This is a genomic window from Plantactinospora endophytica (assembly GCF_016862915.1).
In the GTDB taxonomy this organism is placed as follows: Bacteria; Actinomycetota; Actinomycetes; order Mycobacteriales; family Micromonosporaceae; genus Plantactinospora; species Plantactinospora endophytica.
In genome coordinates, this window is record NZ_BONW01000017.1 from 47,672 (window position 1) to 63,063 (window position 15,392).

The following is a 15,392-nucleotide window of genomic DNA, read 5'->3' on the forward strand; positions in this document are numbered from 1 at the left end:
TTCTGCCGGCCGGTCCGGCCCTGCCGAACCGCCCTGCGCCTCGGTCGAGCCGGCGCGGCAAACCCGGCGAATGCTGTTCATTTCTCACACGCCCTCAATGCCTCGTCATTTCTTGCCGTGATGAAGTCGTGTCCTTTCATCGCACGATCGATATCTTGCGGAGATGAGTCGGCCTCGCTACAGTGACCCCACTCACACTCGACACCACACAGCTCCAGGGCCGGTCACTGGGCGGACACCGACCCGCAGGCACGGCCACGGTGACGATCCCGCGCATCAGCAGGTCATGGAGATTCCCGTTCCCGAAGGGATGGACAGATGTCCGTACCGCAGTACCGGAAGGCCACGGCGTTCGCGCTCGCGGCCGGCCTGGGGCTCAGCCTCGCGGCGTGCTCCACGAAGGGCGACGACGACAACTCGAACGCCGGCGGCAAGGTCACCATCACGGTGGACTGCCAGCCGGTCGGCTCCCAGAAGGAGCTGTTGCAGAACTGGAACGACGACGTCGTCGAGTTCCAGAAGCAGAACCCGGACATCGTCATCAAGAGCGTGAGCGTCGGCGAGCAGTGCAACAACCCGCCGGACTTCACCGCCCGACTGGCCGGCGGCACCGTGACCGACGTGTTCTACGGGTACATGACCGACCTGGCGCAGGTGCTGGACTCCGGTCAGGCGATGGACATCACCGAGTTCGCCAACAAGGACACCGTGCCGACCTGGGACAGCGTCGACCCGGCACTCAAGGAGGTCTTCAGCGACGGCGGCAAGCTCTACGCCGTACCGGTGAAGAACTACTCGATGGGTCTGGTCTACAACAAGGTGCTGTTCCAGCAGGCCGGGCTCGACGTGAACAACCCGCCCAAGACGTGGACCGAGGTCCGGGACGCGGCCAAGAAGATCTCCGCGCTCGGCAACGGCATCGCCGGGTACGCGGAGTACAGCGCCGGCAACACCGGCGGCTGGCACTTCACCTCCCTGCTCTACTCGCAGGGCGGCCAGGTGCTGACCCCGGACGGCAAGAAGGCCGACTTCAACAACCCGATGGGCAAGCAGGTCCTGCAGAACCTCAAGGACATGCGGTACGGCGACAACAGCATGGGCGCCCGCCAGCTCCTCCAGTGGGGCGACCTGCTGACCAACGCCGGCGCCGGCAAGGTCGGCATGTTCGTCGGTGCGCCGGACTCGACCCAGGCGATCGTCAGCCAGTTCCAGGGCAAGTTCCAGGACTGGGCGATGGCCCCGCTGCCCGGCCAGGGCGGCCCGGCAAAGGGGACGCTCGGTGGCGGCGAGGGCTACTTCTTCAAGAAGGGCCTCACGCCGGAGCAGGTCAAGGCCGGTCTGAAGTGGATCGCGTACCAGAAGCTGACGCCGGGCAAGGGCCAGTTCGACTACGTACGGGCCAAGCCGCAGAACTACCCGGTGGGCCTGCCCCAGCCGCTGCTCTTCGCCAACGGCAGCGAGGCGCAGAAGCAGGAGCTGGAGCTGCGCAAGGCGAACGCCAACGTGGACACCGCCAACTTCGCGATCTTCGAGGCGACCCCGGTGCCGATCAAGGGCGAGCCGCGCAACGCGCAGGCCATCTACGCGGTACTCGACGGCGCGATGTCCGGGGTGCTGACCAACCCGAACTCGAACATCGACGCGCTGCTCAAGACCGCCGAGGACAAGGTCAACCAGGTCCTGGCCGCCGAGAAGTGACCCGTCGGTGCGGGGGCCGGTCCGCCGGCTCCCGCACCGTTCCCGCGCCGCACCGTCCGGTCACCGAACCTCCCAGGAGACGCCTTGGCGATCACCACCGTCCCGGGTACCAGCAGGGAACCCGGTCGCCCCGCGCCGCCGCGCCTGACCCGGGGTGGGCGCAGCAGCCTCGGCCGTAAGGTGCGGGACAACCTCACCGGGCACGCGTTCCTGATCGGCGCGGTGCTCTGCTTCGCCATCTTCTCCTGGTACCCGATGATCCGCGGCATCGTGATGAGCTTCCAGCGCACCCGCCGGGGCGAGACGACCTGGGTGGGCTGGGACAACTACCTCCGGATCGTCGACGACCCCAGCTTCTGGACCGCCTGGAAGAACACCCTCTACTTCACGGTCCTGGCGCTCGTGCTCGGCTACCTGGTGCCGTTCTTCGTGGCGATCGTGCTCAACGAGTTCCGGCACGCCAAGGGGTACCTGCGGATCCTGGTCTACCTGCCGGTGATGCTGCCGCCGGCCTCGGCACTCTTCCTCTTCAAGTACTACGCGTACGACCCCAGCGAGGCGGGCCTGTTCAACGCCGTCCTCAAGGCGCTGCACCTGCCGACCTCGGAGTGGATGCAGTCGCCGGAGATGACGATGCCGGCGATGGTGATCGCGTCGACCTGGATGAACATGGGCAGCGCGGTGCTGATCTACCTGGCGGCGTTGCAGAACATCCCCGGCGAGCTCTACGAGGCGGCCGAACTCGACGGGGCCGGGATCTGGCGGCGGATCGTCAACGTGACCGTGCCGCAGACCCGGCTGATCCTGCTGCTGCTCGCGATGCTCCAGATCGTCGCCACCATGCAGCTCTTCATCGAGCCGTTGATCCTGGCCAACGGTGCCGGCGCGGAGGACTCCGCGACCTCGGTGGCGTACCTCATCTACCAGCACGGGTTCTTCCAGAACGACCTCAACGGCGCCGCCGCGCTCGGCGTGATCATGCTCGTGGTGCTGGCCGGCTTCTCCGCCGTCTACGCCCGACTGACCTCGAAACAGGACTAGGACGGGCGGAACATGGCACAGGACTCCGGTACCCGGACCCTCATCTCGCACGCCCAGCTCCGACGCGGGCGCGGCAAGGTCCTCTACTGGACGCTGCTCACCGTGGTCGTGGTGGTGTTCACGTTGGTCTTCCTCGGGCCGCTCTACTGGATGGTCACCGGCGCGCTCAAGTCCGGCCAGGAAATCGCGCAGACCCCGCCGTCGCTCTTCCCGCAGGATCCGCAGCCGCAGAACTACATCGACGCGTGGAACAACCTGGACCTGGCCAAGCTGCTGTTCAACACGTTCTACTACGCGGCCGGGGCGCTGCTGTTCCAACTCGTCCTCGACACGGCGGCGGCGTACTCGCTGTCGAAGCTGCGGCCGGTCTTCGGCAACGCGATCCTCGGGCTGATGCTGGCGACGCTGATGATCCCGGCGATGGTCCTGATCGTCCCGCAGTACGTGACCGTGATCGACCTGCCGATCCTGCACGTCAACCTGCTCGACTCGCCGTTCGCCATCTGGCTGCCGCTGGTCGCGAACGCGTTCAACATCTTCCTGCTGAAGCGCTTCTTCGACTCGATCCCCGAGGAGCTGATGTCGGCGGCCGTGATGGACGGGGCGACGCCGCTGCGTACGCTCTGGTCGATCATCCTGCCGATGTCCCGGCCGATCCTCGGGGTGGTGTCGATCTTCGCGGTGACGGCGGTCTGGAAGGACTTCCTCTGGCCGAAGCTGGTGATGCCGTCGCCGGAGACCCGTACGGTCAGCGTCGGCATCTACGCCTTCTCCGGCGGTACGCCGATGAACGTCGTGATCGCCGCGTCGGTCATCGCCGCGATCCCGACCGTGGTCATCTTCCTGCTCTTCCAGCGGAACATCATGTCCGGCCTGACCACCGGCAGCGTCAAGGGCTGAGAACCGGCCGCGTCAGGGCACGGTCAGTGGCTCGGCCGCGACCGGGGCGCCGGGTACCACCACCGGGGCGCCGGTCGGGGCCAGCAGGGCGCGGGCGACCACCGCCGCGCGGCGGCGGCGCGGCACGACGGCCCGACGGGTGAAGACGTCGTACCCGGCGGCGACCACCTCGTCGAGGATTCCGCCGTACAGCACGTAGGCGGTGCGGATGCAGGACTGCGAGGCGGGCGCGAGCAGGGTCACCCCGGGCGCAGCGGCGACGTAGTGCTCCCGGGCGCGGCTCACCTCGTACTCGATCAGGGCCCGGATCGGCGCGGTGGCCCGGCCCCGCTCGGCGGCGGCGACCAGGTCGGCCGGGGTGACCCCGAACCTCGCCAGGTCCTCGGCCGGCAGGTAGACCCGGCCCCGAGCCAGATCCTCGGCCACGTCCCGGATGAAGTTGGTGAGCTGGAAGGCGAGGCCGAGCTGCCGGGCCGGCTCGCGGGCGGCGGCCGGATCGGCGCTGCCCAGGATCGGCAGCATCATCGTGCCGATCGCCGCCGCCGACCCGTCCATGTAGTCGAGCAGGTCGGCGTAGCGAGGATAGTCGGTGACGGTCAGGTCCAGCGCCATGCTGCGCAGGAACGCCGCGAAGTCCGCCCGGTCCAGGTCGAAGACCGCGATGGTGTGCAGTACGGCCGGCAGCAGCGGATCGGTCACCGGTTCGCCACGCAGCCCGGCGAGGAACCGGGTGGACCAGTCGGCGAGCCGTTCCGCCCGCAGTTCGGCGGGCAACTCCTCGGTCCGGTCCACGATCTCGTCGGCGTACCGGGTGAAGCCGTAGAGGGCGTGCACGTGCCGCCGTTTCCAGGCGGGCAGCAGCCGGGTCGCGAGATAGTAGGTCCGACCATGCCGTCTGTGCAGCTCACGGCAGCGTTCGTAGGAACCGCCGAGACTGGTGTCCACCGATCCTCCAGGGACTAATCGACGCATCAATCGACGCAACTCGTAGGCCCAGGGTACGCTCGACCGCGCTTCGGGGGCGCCGCTTCCGGCCTGTCCCGCTCCCCGGTAAGGGATCTTTCAGTTACAAAAGCGAGAAGAAGGGTGCCTCCCCGGCCCCTGGCACAGGATGATGGTCGGCTCCAGGAGGTGATCGAGTGCGAACCGTACGCGGACGTACCGACCGGGTGGTGGTGGTCGGCGCCGGGCTCGGCGGCCTCGCCTGCGCCCTGCACCTGGCCGGCGCCGGTCGCCAGGTCACCGTGCTGGAACGGGAGTCCGGCCCGGGTGGACGGGCCGGCCGGCTGACCGTCGACGGGTACGAGTTCGACACCGGACCGACCGTGCTGACCATGCCGGACCTGATCGAGGAGGCGCTCGGCGCGGTCGGCGAGGAACTGGCCGACTGGCTCGACCTCGTACCCCTCGACCCCGCCTACCGGGCGCACTACCCGGACGGGTCCACCCTGGACGTCACCACCGACACGGCCAGGATGGCCGCCGAGGTCGCCCGGGTCTGCGGTCCCCGGGAGGCCGACGGCTACCTGCGGTTCGTCGACTACGCCCGCCGGCTCTGGCAGCTCGAACGCACCGACTTCATCGACCGCAACCTGGACAGCCCCCGGGACCTGCTCACCGGCAACCTGCTCCGGCTGCTCGCCGCCGGGGCGTTCCGCCGGTTGCAGACCAAGGTCGACCAGTTCTTCGCCGACCCGCGTACCCGGCGGATCTTCTCCTTCCAGGCCATGTACGCCGGCCTCGCCCCGCACGACGCGCTGGCGATCTACACGGTGATCTCCTATCTCGACTCGGTCGCCGGGGTCTTCCATCCACGCGGCGGCATCTCCGCCGTACCCCGGGCGATGGCCGGCGCCGCCGAGAAGCACGGCGTACGCATCCGGTACGACCGCACGGTCACCCGGGTGGAGACCTCCGCCGGCCGGGCCACCGGGGTACGCACCGCCGACGGCGAGTTCGTCCCCGCCGACGTGGTGGTGCTCAACCCCGACCTGCCGGTCGCGTACCGGGACCTGCTGCCGGAGGCGGCCCCGCCCCGTCGGCTGCGCTACTCGCCGTCCTGCGTGGTGCTGCACGTCGGCTCGCGGCAGGGCTACCGGGGCATCGCCCACCACAACATTCACTTCGGGCGGGCCTGGCGGCACACCTTCGAGCAGGTGATCCGGCGCGGTGAACTGATGTCGGACCCGTCGCTACTGGTCACCAACCCGAGCCGGACCGACCCCTCGGTCGTACCCGCCGACCGGCACGGCTACTACGTGCTCGCCCCGGTACCCAACCTCCAGCGCGGCGCCGGGCTGGACTGGCGCGGCGACCTGCCCCGGCGGTATGCCGACGAGCTGCTGGCCACCCTGGAGCACCGGGGTTACGTCGGGCTGACCGACAGCGTCGAGGTGCTCCGGGTCGTCACCCCGGCCGACTGGGCCGACGCGGGGATGGCCGCCGGTACGCCGTTCGCCGCCGCGCACAACCTGTGGCAGACCGGCCCGTTCCGGCCGGGCAACCTGCACCGCACACTGCCGAACGTGGTCTTCGTGGGTTCCGGTACGCAGCCGGGAGTGGGCGTACCCATGGTGTTGATCTCCGGGAAGCTTGCCGCCGCCCGGGTGACTGGAGGTGGCCGATGACAGCCGACCGCGACACGTCGGGCCGGAGCGACGAGGCGAGCCGGGAGGGGCATCTGGTGGAACTGGTCGACGAGACCGGCGCCCCGGTCGGCGCGCGTACCGTCGACGAGGCGCACCGGCTGCCCGGGATGCTGCACCGGGCGTTCTCGGTGCTGCTGGTCGATCCGGCCGGGCGGATCCTGCTCCAGCAGCGGGCCGCCGTGAAGACCCGGTTCCCGCTGCGCTGGGCCAACACCTGCTGCGGCCATCCGGCCCCCGGCCAGTCCCTCGACAGCGCCGCCGGCCGCCGGCTGGGCGAGGAACTCGGCATCGCCCCGGTGCCGCTGACCGAAATCGGCGTATACCTCTACCGCGCCGAGGACCCCGACACCGGCCGGGTGGAGTACGAGTACGACCACGTGCTCCGGGGCGACTTCGACGCCGACCAGGCGGTGCTGCCCGACCCGGACGAGGTCGCCGACCTGCGCTGGGTGCACCCGGACGAGCTGTGGGCCGGGCTCGACGCCGACCCGGAGGCGTACGCGCCGTGGCTGGGCGGCGTGCTCAGCCGGCTCACCGATCCGGCACCGTCGTCGCCGGCCGCCGCACCGTCCGGGGCGGGCCGCCGGTCGAGCAACCGGGGCCGGTTCGACCAGATCCCGACCGTCACGGGTCAGGAGGAGAACCCGGCGGAGCGGTCGGGTGGCCGATGACGGACTGAGCCCCGGGGCCGTCGCGCGGCGGCTCGGCATCGCCGTCACCACCCTGCGGAGCTGGCACCGCCGGTACGGGCTGGGCCCGAGCCGGCACGTGCCCGGCCAGCACCGGCGGTACAGCCCCGAGGATCTCGCCCGGCTGGACGTGATGCGCCGGTTGACCGCCGAGGGGCTCCCGCCGGCCGAGGCGGCGTACTGGGCGCGGGACGCCGTACCCGGGAAGGAGCCGGACCGGGGCGGTGCCGCTGCCGCCGGTCGGCCCGGCCGGCAGCGGACCGGGGAACGGTCTCCGGCGCGGGCCGGCGGTGGCACGGCGATCCCGGTGGGCCGGGCCGGGCCGGCGGCCCGGGGGCTGGCCCGGGCGGCGATGCGGCTCGACCCGCTGTCGATGCGCGCCGGCATCACCGCCGCGCTCACCGCCGACGGCGTGGTCGCCACCTGGGAGCGGATGCTCCGGCCGGTACTGGTCGGGATCGGCGAACGGCACGCCGCCAGCGCCGGATTCGTCGAGGTGGAGCACCTACTGTCCCGGTGCGTGTCGGAGGCGCTGGCGGCGGTACCCCGGCCGCCCGGTGGTGCGGCGCCGCCCCGGATCCTGCTCTCCTGCGCCGACGAGGAGCAGCACAGCCTGCCGCTGGAGGCGCTCGCCGCCGCGCTCGCCGAGGCCGGCACGCACTGCCGGCTGCTCGGCGCCCGGGTGCCGGTGGCCGCCCTGGTCGACGCGGTGGGCCGGACCGCGCCGCTGGCCGTGGTGGTCTGGTCGCAGCAGCCGGCCACCGGCGACCCGGCGCAGCTCACCGCCGTACGCGCCAGCTCCCGGCCGCCGCCGGTGCTGGTCGCCGCCGGTCCCGGTTGGCCGCCGCCGGACCGGCTGCCGGTCGGGGTACGCACCCCGGCGACGCTGGCCGAGGCGCTGGCAGAGCTGCGGGACGTAAGTGAATTTTCGGGACGCTGGCCCGGGTAGGGAGCATTCGGGACATCGCCTCTGTACGGACTCCGCTAACGTGGGGCAGCCGTAACCCGAAACCCCCTCGGGAGCCGCCCCATGACCCGACGTACGGCGCTCGCCGGCTGCCTCGTCCTGCTGGTGCTGCTGTCCACCGGATGCGCGAGCGAGCAGCCGGTACCCGCCAGATCGCCGCTGCCCTATCCGCCGATCCCGCAGGTCAGCACGACACCCTCGGCCGCACCGACCCCGCCGGCCACGGCGCCCAGGAAGCCGGGCAAGAAGCCGGCGGCGCGCAGCACCATCGGCCCGCTGAACACCCAGCGGATGACCGGGACCCGTGGGGTGGCGCTGACCTTCGACGACGGCCCGCACCCACAGTGGACCCCGAAGGTGCTCGACCAGCTCCGCAAGGCCGGGGTCAAGGCCACCTTCTGCGTGGTCGGGGTGAAGGTCCGCAAATATCCGACCCTGGTACGCCGGATCGTGCGCGAGGGCCACACGCTGTGCAACCACAGTTGGCAGCACGATCTCAAGCTGGGCAGCCGCAAGACGGCGCAGATCCGGGCCGACCTGCGGCGTACCAACCAGGAGATCCTCCGGGCGGTGCCCGGGGCCTCGATCCCGTACTACCGCCAGCCCGGCGGCAAGTGGACCAAGCCGGTCGTCCAGGTCGCCCGTGGCCTGCGGATGAAGCCGCTGCACTGGGACGTCGACCCGCAGGACTGGGACGACACCAGCACGCCGGTCATCACCCGCCGGGTGGCCCAGCAGGCCCGGCCCGGTTCGATCGTGCTGCTGCACGACGGCGGCGGTGATCGAAGTCGCACCCTCGGCGCCTGCCCCCAGGTGATCAGCTCCCTGAAGCGAAAGTACGGCATAACGCTGCTGCGGTGAGGGAGTTTGGGGTAGTTTGCCCGATGGGCAATACCGGTTTGGTCGTGCGGCTGGCCATCACGTATGCTTTCGAAGCCTCCGGCGGGGCCGGATGGGAGCACAGCCGCTGAAGTTGTCATGTGCAATGATGGCGGGGCCGCCCTCATCGTCTAGCGGCCCAGGACGCCGCCCTTTCAAGGCGGTAGCACGGGTTCGAATCCCGTTGGGGGCACGACCCCGGTCTCGGCCGGGTAGCAGTACAGAGCGAGGTCCTGTGGAGCAGTTGGAGTGCTCGCCGCCCTGTCAAGGCGGAGGTCGCGGGTTCAAGTCCCGTCAGGACCGCCAGCGCCGCTCGCCGCGCGTACCAACGCGCGGCGGTCTGCGTTTCGGCCCAGGTAATCAGTGCGGCAGCGGGTAGGCCGGACAGGTAACATGTGCCGAGTAACCCGGCCAGGTAGCTCAGTTGGTACGAGCGTCCGACTGAAAATCGGAAGGTCGGCGGTTCGACCCCGCCCCTGGCCACATAGCCTTTCGCCGGGCTATCAGAGCGCCTACCAGCGGAAACGCAGGTGGGCGTTCTTTCTTTCACGGGTCAGAGGCAAGCTGGTCGCCAATCCGTTTCGCGAGCTGCGAGTAACCGCCGTCCCGTCCGGACCCTCCTTGATCACGTAAGGTTTGGCCGGTCAGGGCCGGCCAGACTTTACGTCCTATCTGGAGTTGTCCTGGGGTGGGCGGTTTTTGGGGTGGGGGCGGTGGTTTGGCGTTGGAGTCGGGGGAGGTCGTTGGCGGCCAGGGCGAAGAGCGCGAGCAGGGCGGCAAGGCCGGTACTGGCCAGGATGGCGAAGCCCCGCTCGGTGCCGTCGGGCGCCAGCCGCACCCCGAGTACCGCCGCGACGGCGGCGACCAGCACCATCCCGATCCGGCTGATCCGGGCCAGCAGTACCGCCCGGGCCAACCGGGTCGGGTCCGGACCAGCGAGGGCACGGCGGGCGTACCAGGCGGCGGTGGCGAGGGTGCCGGCGCCGAGCATGCCGGCCAGGCCGACGACCGCCCAGGGCAGGCCGATCCGGTCGGCGCCGGACCGGCCCGCCGCCAGGCCCGCGCGGGCGACCAGGGCCGACACCAGCACCGCCAGCAGATAGGACGCGGCGGTCACGAGGAGGCGACGCCGGAGTCGGCGGGTATCGGCGCTCGACAGCGCGCGATCGGGGTCGGTGCGGGAGGCGGCGGAATCGTCGGGCATGTCGGAACTCCCTCCCATGCCGCCGTCGCCCTCGGGGTGCCGGCCGGTCAACCCGCTGGGACAGCGTTGCGGTCGATGCTAGTGCTGGGCCGCCGGTCTGACCGACGATCGTCCGGGGTACTGCACATGTCCCGGGCGGGTGAGCGGACCGCGCGGTCATCGGGAGGAGCGGCATGGGCGGCTGGACGGAGTGGGTGCTCCGGCACCGTACGGCGGTGGTGCTGTTCTGGCTCGTCCTCACCGGAGCGGGCGGCGCGCTGGCCGGGCGTACCGTCGACGCGCTGAGTTTCGACTTCGCGCTGCCGGACCAGCCGGCGTACCAGGCCAACCAGGAGATCCTGGAACGCTTCGGCACCGGCGGGCCGCACGATCCACTGGTACTCGCCGTCACGCTCCCGCCCGGCCGGTCGGTGACCGAGCCGCAGGTGCGGGCGGAGTTCACCGGGCTCGTCGGGCGGGTCGCCGCCGGGCTGCCCGGTGCGCGGGTGTTGGCGTACCCGGACGTCGACGACCCGGCGCTGCGGCCGGACGGCGGGCGGACCACGTTCGCGCTCGTCTACCCCCGGCCGGTGCCCGGCCCGGACCCGTACGCCCAGGCGTTACCGGTGCTGGACGGGATCACCGCCGGCGCAACGGTGGGCGGGGCGGCGCCGCAGGTCACCGGGGTCGAGGCGTTGCGGGAGGCGGGCGGCGGAGGCGACCGGAGCGTACTCATCGAGGTGTTGCTCGGGGCCGGCGGCGCGCTCGTGGTGCTGGCCCTGGTCTTCGCCTCGCTGCTGGCCGGGGTGCCGCTGCTGGTGGCGACCGTGTCGATCCTGACCTCGTTCCTCTGCCTGCTCGGCCTCACCACGGTCACCGAGGTCTCGTTCGTGACGCAGTATCTCGTCGCGTTGATCGGCCTGGGCGTCGCCATCGACTACGCGCTGCTGATCGTGATGCGCTGGCGGGAGGAGCGGGCGCACGGCACCGACAACCTCGACGCGGTACGCACCGCGATGCGTACCGCCGGCCGTTCGGTGGTGGTCAGCGGGGTGACGGTGGCGGTCTCGCTGGCCGCCCTGATCGCGGTGCCGGTGCCGTTCATGCGCGGCATCGGGTACGCCGGGCTGCTGATCCCGCTGCTCAGCGTGGCGGTGACCACGACTCTGCTGCCGGTGCTGCTGGCCCGGTTCGGCCCCCGGCTGGAGTGGCCGCGTCGTACGCCCCGGGATCCGCGCAGTCCCCGCTGGGCGCGGATCGCCGCCGCGACGACCCGCCGGCCGGGACTCGCCGCCGCCGGGGCGACCGTGCTGCTGCTGGCGTTGGCGGCGCCGGTGCTGACCCTGCGGCTCGGCTCCCCGGCCGTCGACTCCTATCCGACCGACGACCGGGCCGGCCGGGCGTACGCCGGGCTGGCCGCCGCCGGGGTGCCGGCCGGTGCGCTGCGCCCGGTCGAGGTGCTGGCCGACGATCCCGAGGCCGTCCGTGAACGGCTGCGTGAGCTGCCCGGGGTGGCGACCGTGCTCGCGCCGGGCGGCCCCGGCTGGCGGGTCGCCGGCACCGCGCTGGTGCAGGTGTGGACGGCCGACGATCCGGCCAGCCCGGACGGGGAGGCCACCGTCGAACGGATCCGGACGGCGGTGGCCGAACTGCCGGGTACCCGGGTCGGTGGCAGCGCGGCCGAGGACGCCGACCTCGTCTCGGCCCTGTACGCCAACACCCCGCTGGCGTTGGCCGCGATCGTGGTGGTGACCCTGCTGCTGTTGGCCCGGGCGCTACGCTCGCTGCTGCTGCCGGTCAAGGCGCTGCTGCTCAACGTGGTGTCGATCGGCGCGGCGTACGGTGTCACGGTGCTGATCTGGCAGCACGGCTGGCTGACCGAACTCCTTTTCGACGCCGAGCCGAGCGGGGCGATCACCGCCTGGGTGCCGATCGCGGTCTTCGCCTTCCTCTTCGGACTGTCGATGGACTACGAGCTGTTCATCCTGGCCCGGATGCGCGAGGAGTACGACCGGCACCACAGCACCGAGCGGGCGGTGGTGGACGGGATCTCGTACACCGGGCGGCTGGTCACCTCGGCGAGCCTGATCCTCTTCTTCGCCTTCGTCGCGCTCTCCACCGTGCCGACCGTGGAGGTACGGATCCTCGCCACCGCCCTCGCCCTCGGCATCGCCATCGACGCGGTGCTGGTACGCGGTGTGCTGGCGCCGGCCCTGGTCACCCTGCTCGACCGGGCGAACTGGTGGCTGCCGACCCCGCTCCGCCGGCTGCTCCGCGCGGCACCGGAGACGAGCCCGAAGGACGGTTCGGGCATCGACGGAAAGCCGGCTCCGGCGTCGTCGAGCCATCGATGATCTACCGCTCGGCGCAGGGATCGACCGCCCGCCGCTGCAAAGCTGCACAGCTCAACAGCAGGCGGTATGGTCCCGGCGTATGGGACAGGAGACTACGAACGCCTCCGACATCCAGCAGGACACCAGCACGTACTCCGTACGCAGCAGCCTCCGTGTCCCGGGCCCGGCCGACCGGGCCTTCGCCGTCTTCACCGAGCGCCTCGCCGACTGGTGGGTGAAGGAATACACCTGGTCCGGCCCGCAGAAACTGGCGAAGATCGGCATCGAGCCCGGCAGCGGCGGCATGTTGTACGAGATCGGCCCGCACGGGTTCCGCGCCGACTGGGGACGGGTGCTGGACTGGCAGCCGCCCCGCCGGCTGGTCTTCAACTGGCAGATCGGCCCGGACCGGGCCCCGGTGCCGGATCCGGCGCAGAGCAGCGAGGTGGAGGCCCGGTTCGCTCCGCAGGCCGACGGCAGCACCCTGGTCGAGGTGGAACACCGGAACTTCGACCGGCACGGAGAGGCCGCCGAGGGCTACCGGGAGGCGCTCACCGCCGGCTGGTACGAACTGCTCTCCCGGTACGCCGCCGCCGTCGAGGAGACAAGCGGCCAGGACTGACGCCGCTGCGCCACACCGGACTACCCGCACGCCGCCGACGGCTCCGGCTGCTTCGGCTGGATCCGGTCCAGGTCGGCTGCGGCACCGCTCAGCCACACCTCCACGTCGACCAGGTTGAGTGCGGCGGCCCGGGACTCGCCCGCCGCCAGCACGCCGCGTACCCGATCGCCGAAGTCCTCCGGTGGCCGTGGCGGGGCCACCCGACGGTCGAGCCGGCCGGCGGACAACTGCTGGGCGAGGTCGGTGTAGCGGCGCCGTACCCGGCCGGCGAGGTCGTCGAGCGGGCCGGCGGCGTCCTCGACCCGGGTCAGCCGGGCGTGCGCGCCACGACGCAGCCGGGACACCGCACCGAGATGCAGGTGCTGACCGGCGGCGAGCGCGGCCTGCCAGTTGACCGGCGGCAACCGGGGATCGTCCCGCTCCATCTGGTACTGCAGGAACGACGCCTCGGCCAGCGTCCACGCCTGCCGGGCCGCCCCGACCGCGTCCTGCCGGGAGGGCCGGCCGGCCATGGTCCGGGTCACCTCCTCGGCCGCGGCGGCGCTCACCGACAGATAGCGGGCGATGGACCGGCGCAGTTCACCACCGCCGCCCTTCGGCCAGAGCAGCAGGCCGGCCAGTACCCCGACCACGGCACCGATCGTGACGTCGAGCAGCCGTACCCCGGCGATCTGTAGGCTCGGCGGCCCGGCCTGGGCGAAGACCATCACGAACAGCACGGTGAACAGCGCCTGCCCCCAGAGCTGTGGCAGCAGCGGCCCGGTCGCGAAGGTCAGCACCATGGCCACCGGCAGGGCCACCAGCAGTACCGTCGGCACCTCGCCCGCACCGAACAGCAGCAGGCTGCCGACGGCGGCACCGAGCAGCGTGCCCAGCAACACCGGGCGCAGCGCGCTGCGGGTGTCGACGGCGGAGGTACGCAGCAGGGTGAGGATCGCCAGCAGCACCCAGAATCCGTGGTTGAGGTGCAAGAACCCGGCGATCACCCGGGCGGCGCCCAGGGCCAGGGAGACGCGTACCGCCCCCTGGAAGTAGACCGAGCGGGTGGTGAGGTGGAACCGGAACTGGTGCCAGTAGAGCAGTACCGGGGAGTGGTGGGCGTACCAGAACTCGTCCAGCCCCGGCCCGCCCGGCGACCGGGCCGGCGGTGGCAGCCCGGCGACGATCCGGGCCACGACGCCGAACGCGTGGGCGTGGTCGGCGGCTCGCAGGCTGACCGCCTCGATCCGGAGTCGTGCCGGTCCCGACTCGGGGCGGGGAAAACCCGGCGGCCGGTCGTAGAGGTCCCGGATCCGACCCTCCAACTCGGTCAACCGGGTCGTCTCGACCGGCTCTGCCGCACCGCGCAGCGTCCGGCCGGCATCGTGCACGATCCCGGCCGCCTGGCGTAGCAGACCGGCCAGTTCGTCGTCGCGGACCTCGCCGAGCCGGTCGCCGAGCCGGTGTACGTGGTCGAGCACCTGGCGGAGCAGCCGGTCGCCGTGCCGCAGCGCCCGGTCCCGCCGTCCCGCCGAGGCCGGCCGCTGGGTCGGCGGCAGCCTGGCCAGCCACACCCCGTCCATCGCCTTGGCCGCCTCGGCCCTCCGACGGGCGAGTTCGGCCCGGTCGACGGGCCCGCCGCCGGGCAGCCCGGCCAGCAGGTCGAGATACCGGGCCACCGAGCCGGCCGCCCCACCCAGCCGCTGCCGGTAGGTCGGTGGCGTCGGATCTGGCCAGAGCAGCAGCTCGGCGATGATCAGCAGCCCCACGCCCAGGGTCACCCCGCCCAGCCGGGACGGCAGGGTGTCCGGCTGGTACGGCGGGAACGACGCCGCGATGTAGAAGAGTTGCAGCCCGGTGGCGAGGCCGAGGATCCGTGGTCCGGCGACTGCGGAGAACGGGATGACGAATCCCACCACCAGCATCCCGGCCGTCGCCACCCAGATGTCGACCGCGAGCAGCGTCCCGACGGTGACCAGGGCCCAGGCGACCGGCAGTGCGGCGAGCAGCGTACGGGCCCGCTGGATGGGGCCGCCGGGCACCTGCGAGATGAACCCGGTGGCGATCGCCGTGAACAGTGTGTAGAGGCCCAGCAGCGGGTTGTCCAGGGCGTACCTGCCGCCGAATAGGCCGGCGGCGGCGACCAGTGCCAGTCGGACGCCCCGACGGAGCACCCGGTAACCCGGGTCCCGCCGACGCAGCCACTCCGCGACGCCGATCCTGGTCATGGGTGCCCTCCGCCGCTCCCACCGGACCGACCGCCGGGCGGAACGCCGACGAAGCTGTGGGCAGCGCCGTAACGCGGCCCCCGTGGCCGCCCGCCCTCACCTTCTCACCTCGGTCGTCGCCCCGTTGACGCTTTATCCCGGCCGGCGGACGGGTTCGGGTCACGGGGCGCGTGGTGGAGGGACTTCTTTCAATCGCGATTCTGGGCGGGCCGGAGACGCGGTTTC

Annotated in this window: 12 protein-coding genes and 3 tRNA genes; 12 read left to right on the top strand and 3 right to left on the bottom strand. The window is 71.7% G+C overall.

Features of this window, described 5'->3' with window-relative positions; genetic code table 11:
- Positions 1-318 precede the first annotated feature (318 nt).
- From Pen02_RS18625 to Pen02_RS18635, 3 genes are all read left to right on the top strand, one after another.
- Complete coding sequence (locus Pen02_RS18625; RefSeq protein ID WP_203867359.1) at positions 319-1,698, top strand: ABC transporter substrate-binding protein; 1,380 nt, start codon at positions 319-321, stop codon at positions 1,696-1,698.
- An 84-nt stretch (positions 1,699-1,782) separates the two neighbouring features.
- On the top strand, positions 1,783-2,739 hold the full coding sequence (locus Pen02_RS18630; RefSeq protein WP_203867360.1) for a carbohydrate ABC transporter permease: 957 nt from the start codon (positions 1,783-1,785) through the stop codon (positions 2,737-2,739).
- A 12-nt stretch (positions 2,740-2,751) separates the two neighbouring features.
- Positions 2,752-3,639 (top strand): carbohydrate ABC transporter permease, encoded by an 888-nt coding sequence (locus tag Pen02_RS18635; RefSeq protein ID WP_203867361.1) that lies wholly within the window; start codon positions 2,752-2,754, stop codon positions 3,637-3,639.
- A gap of 12 nt (positions 3,640-3,651) precedes the next feature.
- On the opposite strand, the gene Pen02_RS18640 is transcribed toward Pen02_RS18635, so the two are convergent.
- Positions 3,652-4,584 (bottom strand): phytoene/squalene synthase family protein, encoded by a 933-nt coding sequence (locus Pen02_RS18640; RefSeq protein WP_203867362.1) that lies wholly within the window; start codon positions 4,582-4,584, stop codon positions 3,652-3,654.
- Positions 4,585-4,778: 194 nt separating this feature from the next.
- Between Pen02_RS18640 and crtI the strand changes: the two genes are divergently transcribed.
- The 7 genes from crtI (at position 4,779) to Pen02_RS18675 (ending at position 9,305) form a co-directional block, all read left to right on the top strand.
- Positions 4,779-6,266 (top strand): phytoene desaturase family protein, encoded by a 1,488-nt coding sequence (crtI, locus tag Pen02_RS18645; protein WP_203867363.1) that lies wholly within the window; start codon positions 4,779-4,781, stop codon positions 6,264-6,266.
- Positions 6,263-6,958: an isopentenyl-diphosphate Delta-isomerase gene (gene idi, locus Pen02_RS18650; RefSeq protein WP_203867364.1), complete on the top strand. Its 696-nt coding sequence runs from the start codon at positions 6,263-6,265 to the stop codon at positions 6,956-6,958. The genes crtI and idi overlap by 4 nt, the downstream gene beginning before the upstream one ends.
- Positions 6,948-7,925 (top strand): MerR family transcriptional regulator, encoded by a 978-nt coding sequence (locus Pen02_RS18655; RefSeq protein ID WP_203867365.1) that lies wholly within the window; start codon positions 6,948-6,950, stop codon positions 7,923-7,925. The genes idi and Pen02_RS18655 overlap by 11 nt, the downstream gene beginning before the upstream one ends.
- Before the next feature lie 81 nt (positions 7,926-8,006).
- Positions 8,007-8,804: a polysaccharide deacetylase family protein gene (locus Pen02_RS18660; RefSeq protein ID WP_203867366.1), complete on the top strand. Its 798-nt coding sequence runs from the start codon at positions 8,007-8,009 to the stop codon at positions 8,802-8,804.
- A 138-nt stretch (positions 8,805-8,942) separates the two neighbouring features.
- Positions 8,943-9,015 (top strand) — tRNA-Glu (locus Pen02_RS18665).
- Between the two features lie 36 nt (positions 9,016-9,051).
- Positions 9,052-9,128 (top strand) — tRNA-Asp (locus Pen02_RS18670).
- 103 nt (positions 9,129-9,231) lie between these two features.
- Positions 9,232-9,305: transfer RNA gene (locus Pen02_RS18675), tRNA-Phe, on the top strand.
- Between the two features lie 178 nt (positions 9,306-9,483).
- On the opposite strand, the gene Pen02_RS18680 is transcribed toward Pen02_RS18675, so the two are convergent.
- Complete coding sequence (locus Pen02_RS18680) at positions 9,484-10,026, bottom strand: hypothetical protein (protein WP_203867367.1); 543 nt, start codon at positions 10,024-10,026, stop codon at positions 9,484-9,486.
- A gap of 173 nt (positions 10,027-10,199) precedes the next feature.
- Between Pen02_RS18680 and Pen02_RS18685 the strand changes: the two genes are divergently transcribed.
- Positions 10,200-12,359 carry an MMPL family transporter gene (locus Pen02_RS18685; RefSeq protein ID WP_203867368.1) on the top strand — a complete coding sequence of 720 codons (2,160 nt, stop codon included), beginning with the start codon at positions 10,200-10,202 and terminating at the stop codon, positions 12,357-12,359.
- Between the two features lie 79 nt (positions 12,360-12,438).
- Positions 12,439-12,960 (top strand): SRPBCC family protein, encoded by a 522-nt coding sequence (locus Pen02_RS18690; protein ID WP_203867369.1) that lies wholly within the window; start codon positions 12,439-12,441, stop codon positions 12,958-12,960.
- Between the two features lie 20 nt (positions 12,961-12,980).
- Here Pen02_RS18690 and Pen02_RS18695 read toward each other — a convergent pair whose 3' ends face one another.
- A complete protein-coding gene (locus tag Pen02_RS18695) occupies positions 12,981-15,167 on the bottom strand; it encodes an FUSC family protein (RefSeq protein ID WP_203867370.1) in 2,187 nt (728 codons plus the stop codon).
- Between the last annotated feature and the right edge of the window lie 225 nt (positions 15,168-15,392).

Coding starts and splice junctions, on each gene's coding strand:
- Pen02_RS18685 (WP_203867368.1), top strand. CDS start 10,200: ATGGGCGGCTGGACGGAGTGGGTGCTCCGGCACCGTACGGCGGTGGTG.
- Pen02_RS18635 (WP_203867361.1), top strand. CDS start 2,752: ATGGCACAGGACTCCGGTACCCGGACCCTCATCTCGCACGCCCAGCTC.
- Pen02_RS18690 (WP_203867369.1), top strand. CDS start 12,439: ATGGGACAGGAGACTACGAACGCCTCCGACATCCAGCAGGACACCAGC.
- Pen02_RS18625 (WP_203867359.1), top strand. CDS start 319: ATGTCCGTACCGCAGTACCGGAAGGCCACGGCGTTCGCGCTCGCGGCC.
- idi (WP_203867364.1), top strand. CDS start 6,263: ATGACAGCCGACCGCGACACGTCGGGCCGGAGCGACGAGGCGAGCCGG.
- Pen02_RS18660 (WP_203867366.1), top strand. CDS start 8,007: ATGACCCGACGTACGGCGCTCGCCGGCTGCCTCGTCCTGCTGGTGCTG.
- Pen02_RS18680 (WP_203867367.1), bottom strand. CDS start 10,026: ATGCCCGACGATTCCGCCGCCTCCCGCACCGACCCCGATCGCGCGCTG.
- Pen02_RS18695 (WP_203867370.1), bottom strand. CDS start 15,167: ATGACCAGGATCGGCGTCGCGGAGTGGCTGCGTCGGCGGGACCCGGGT.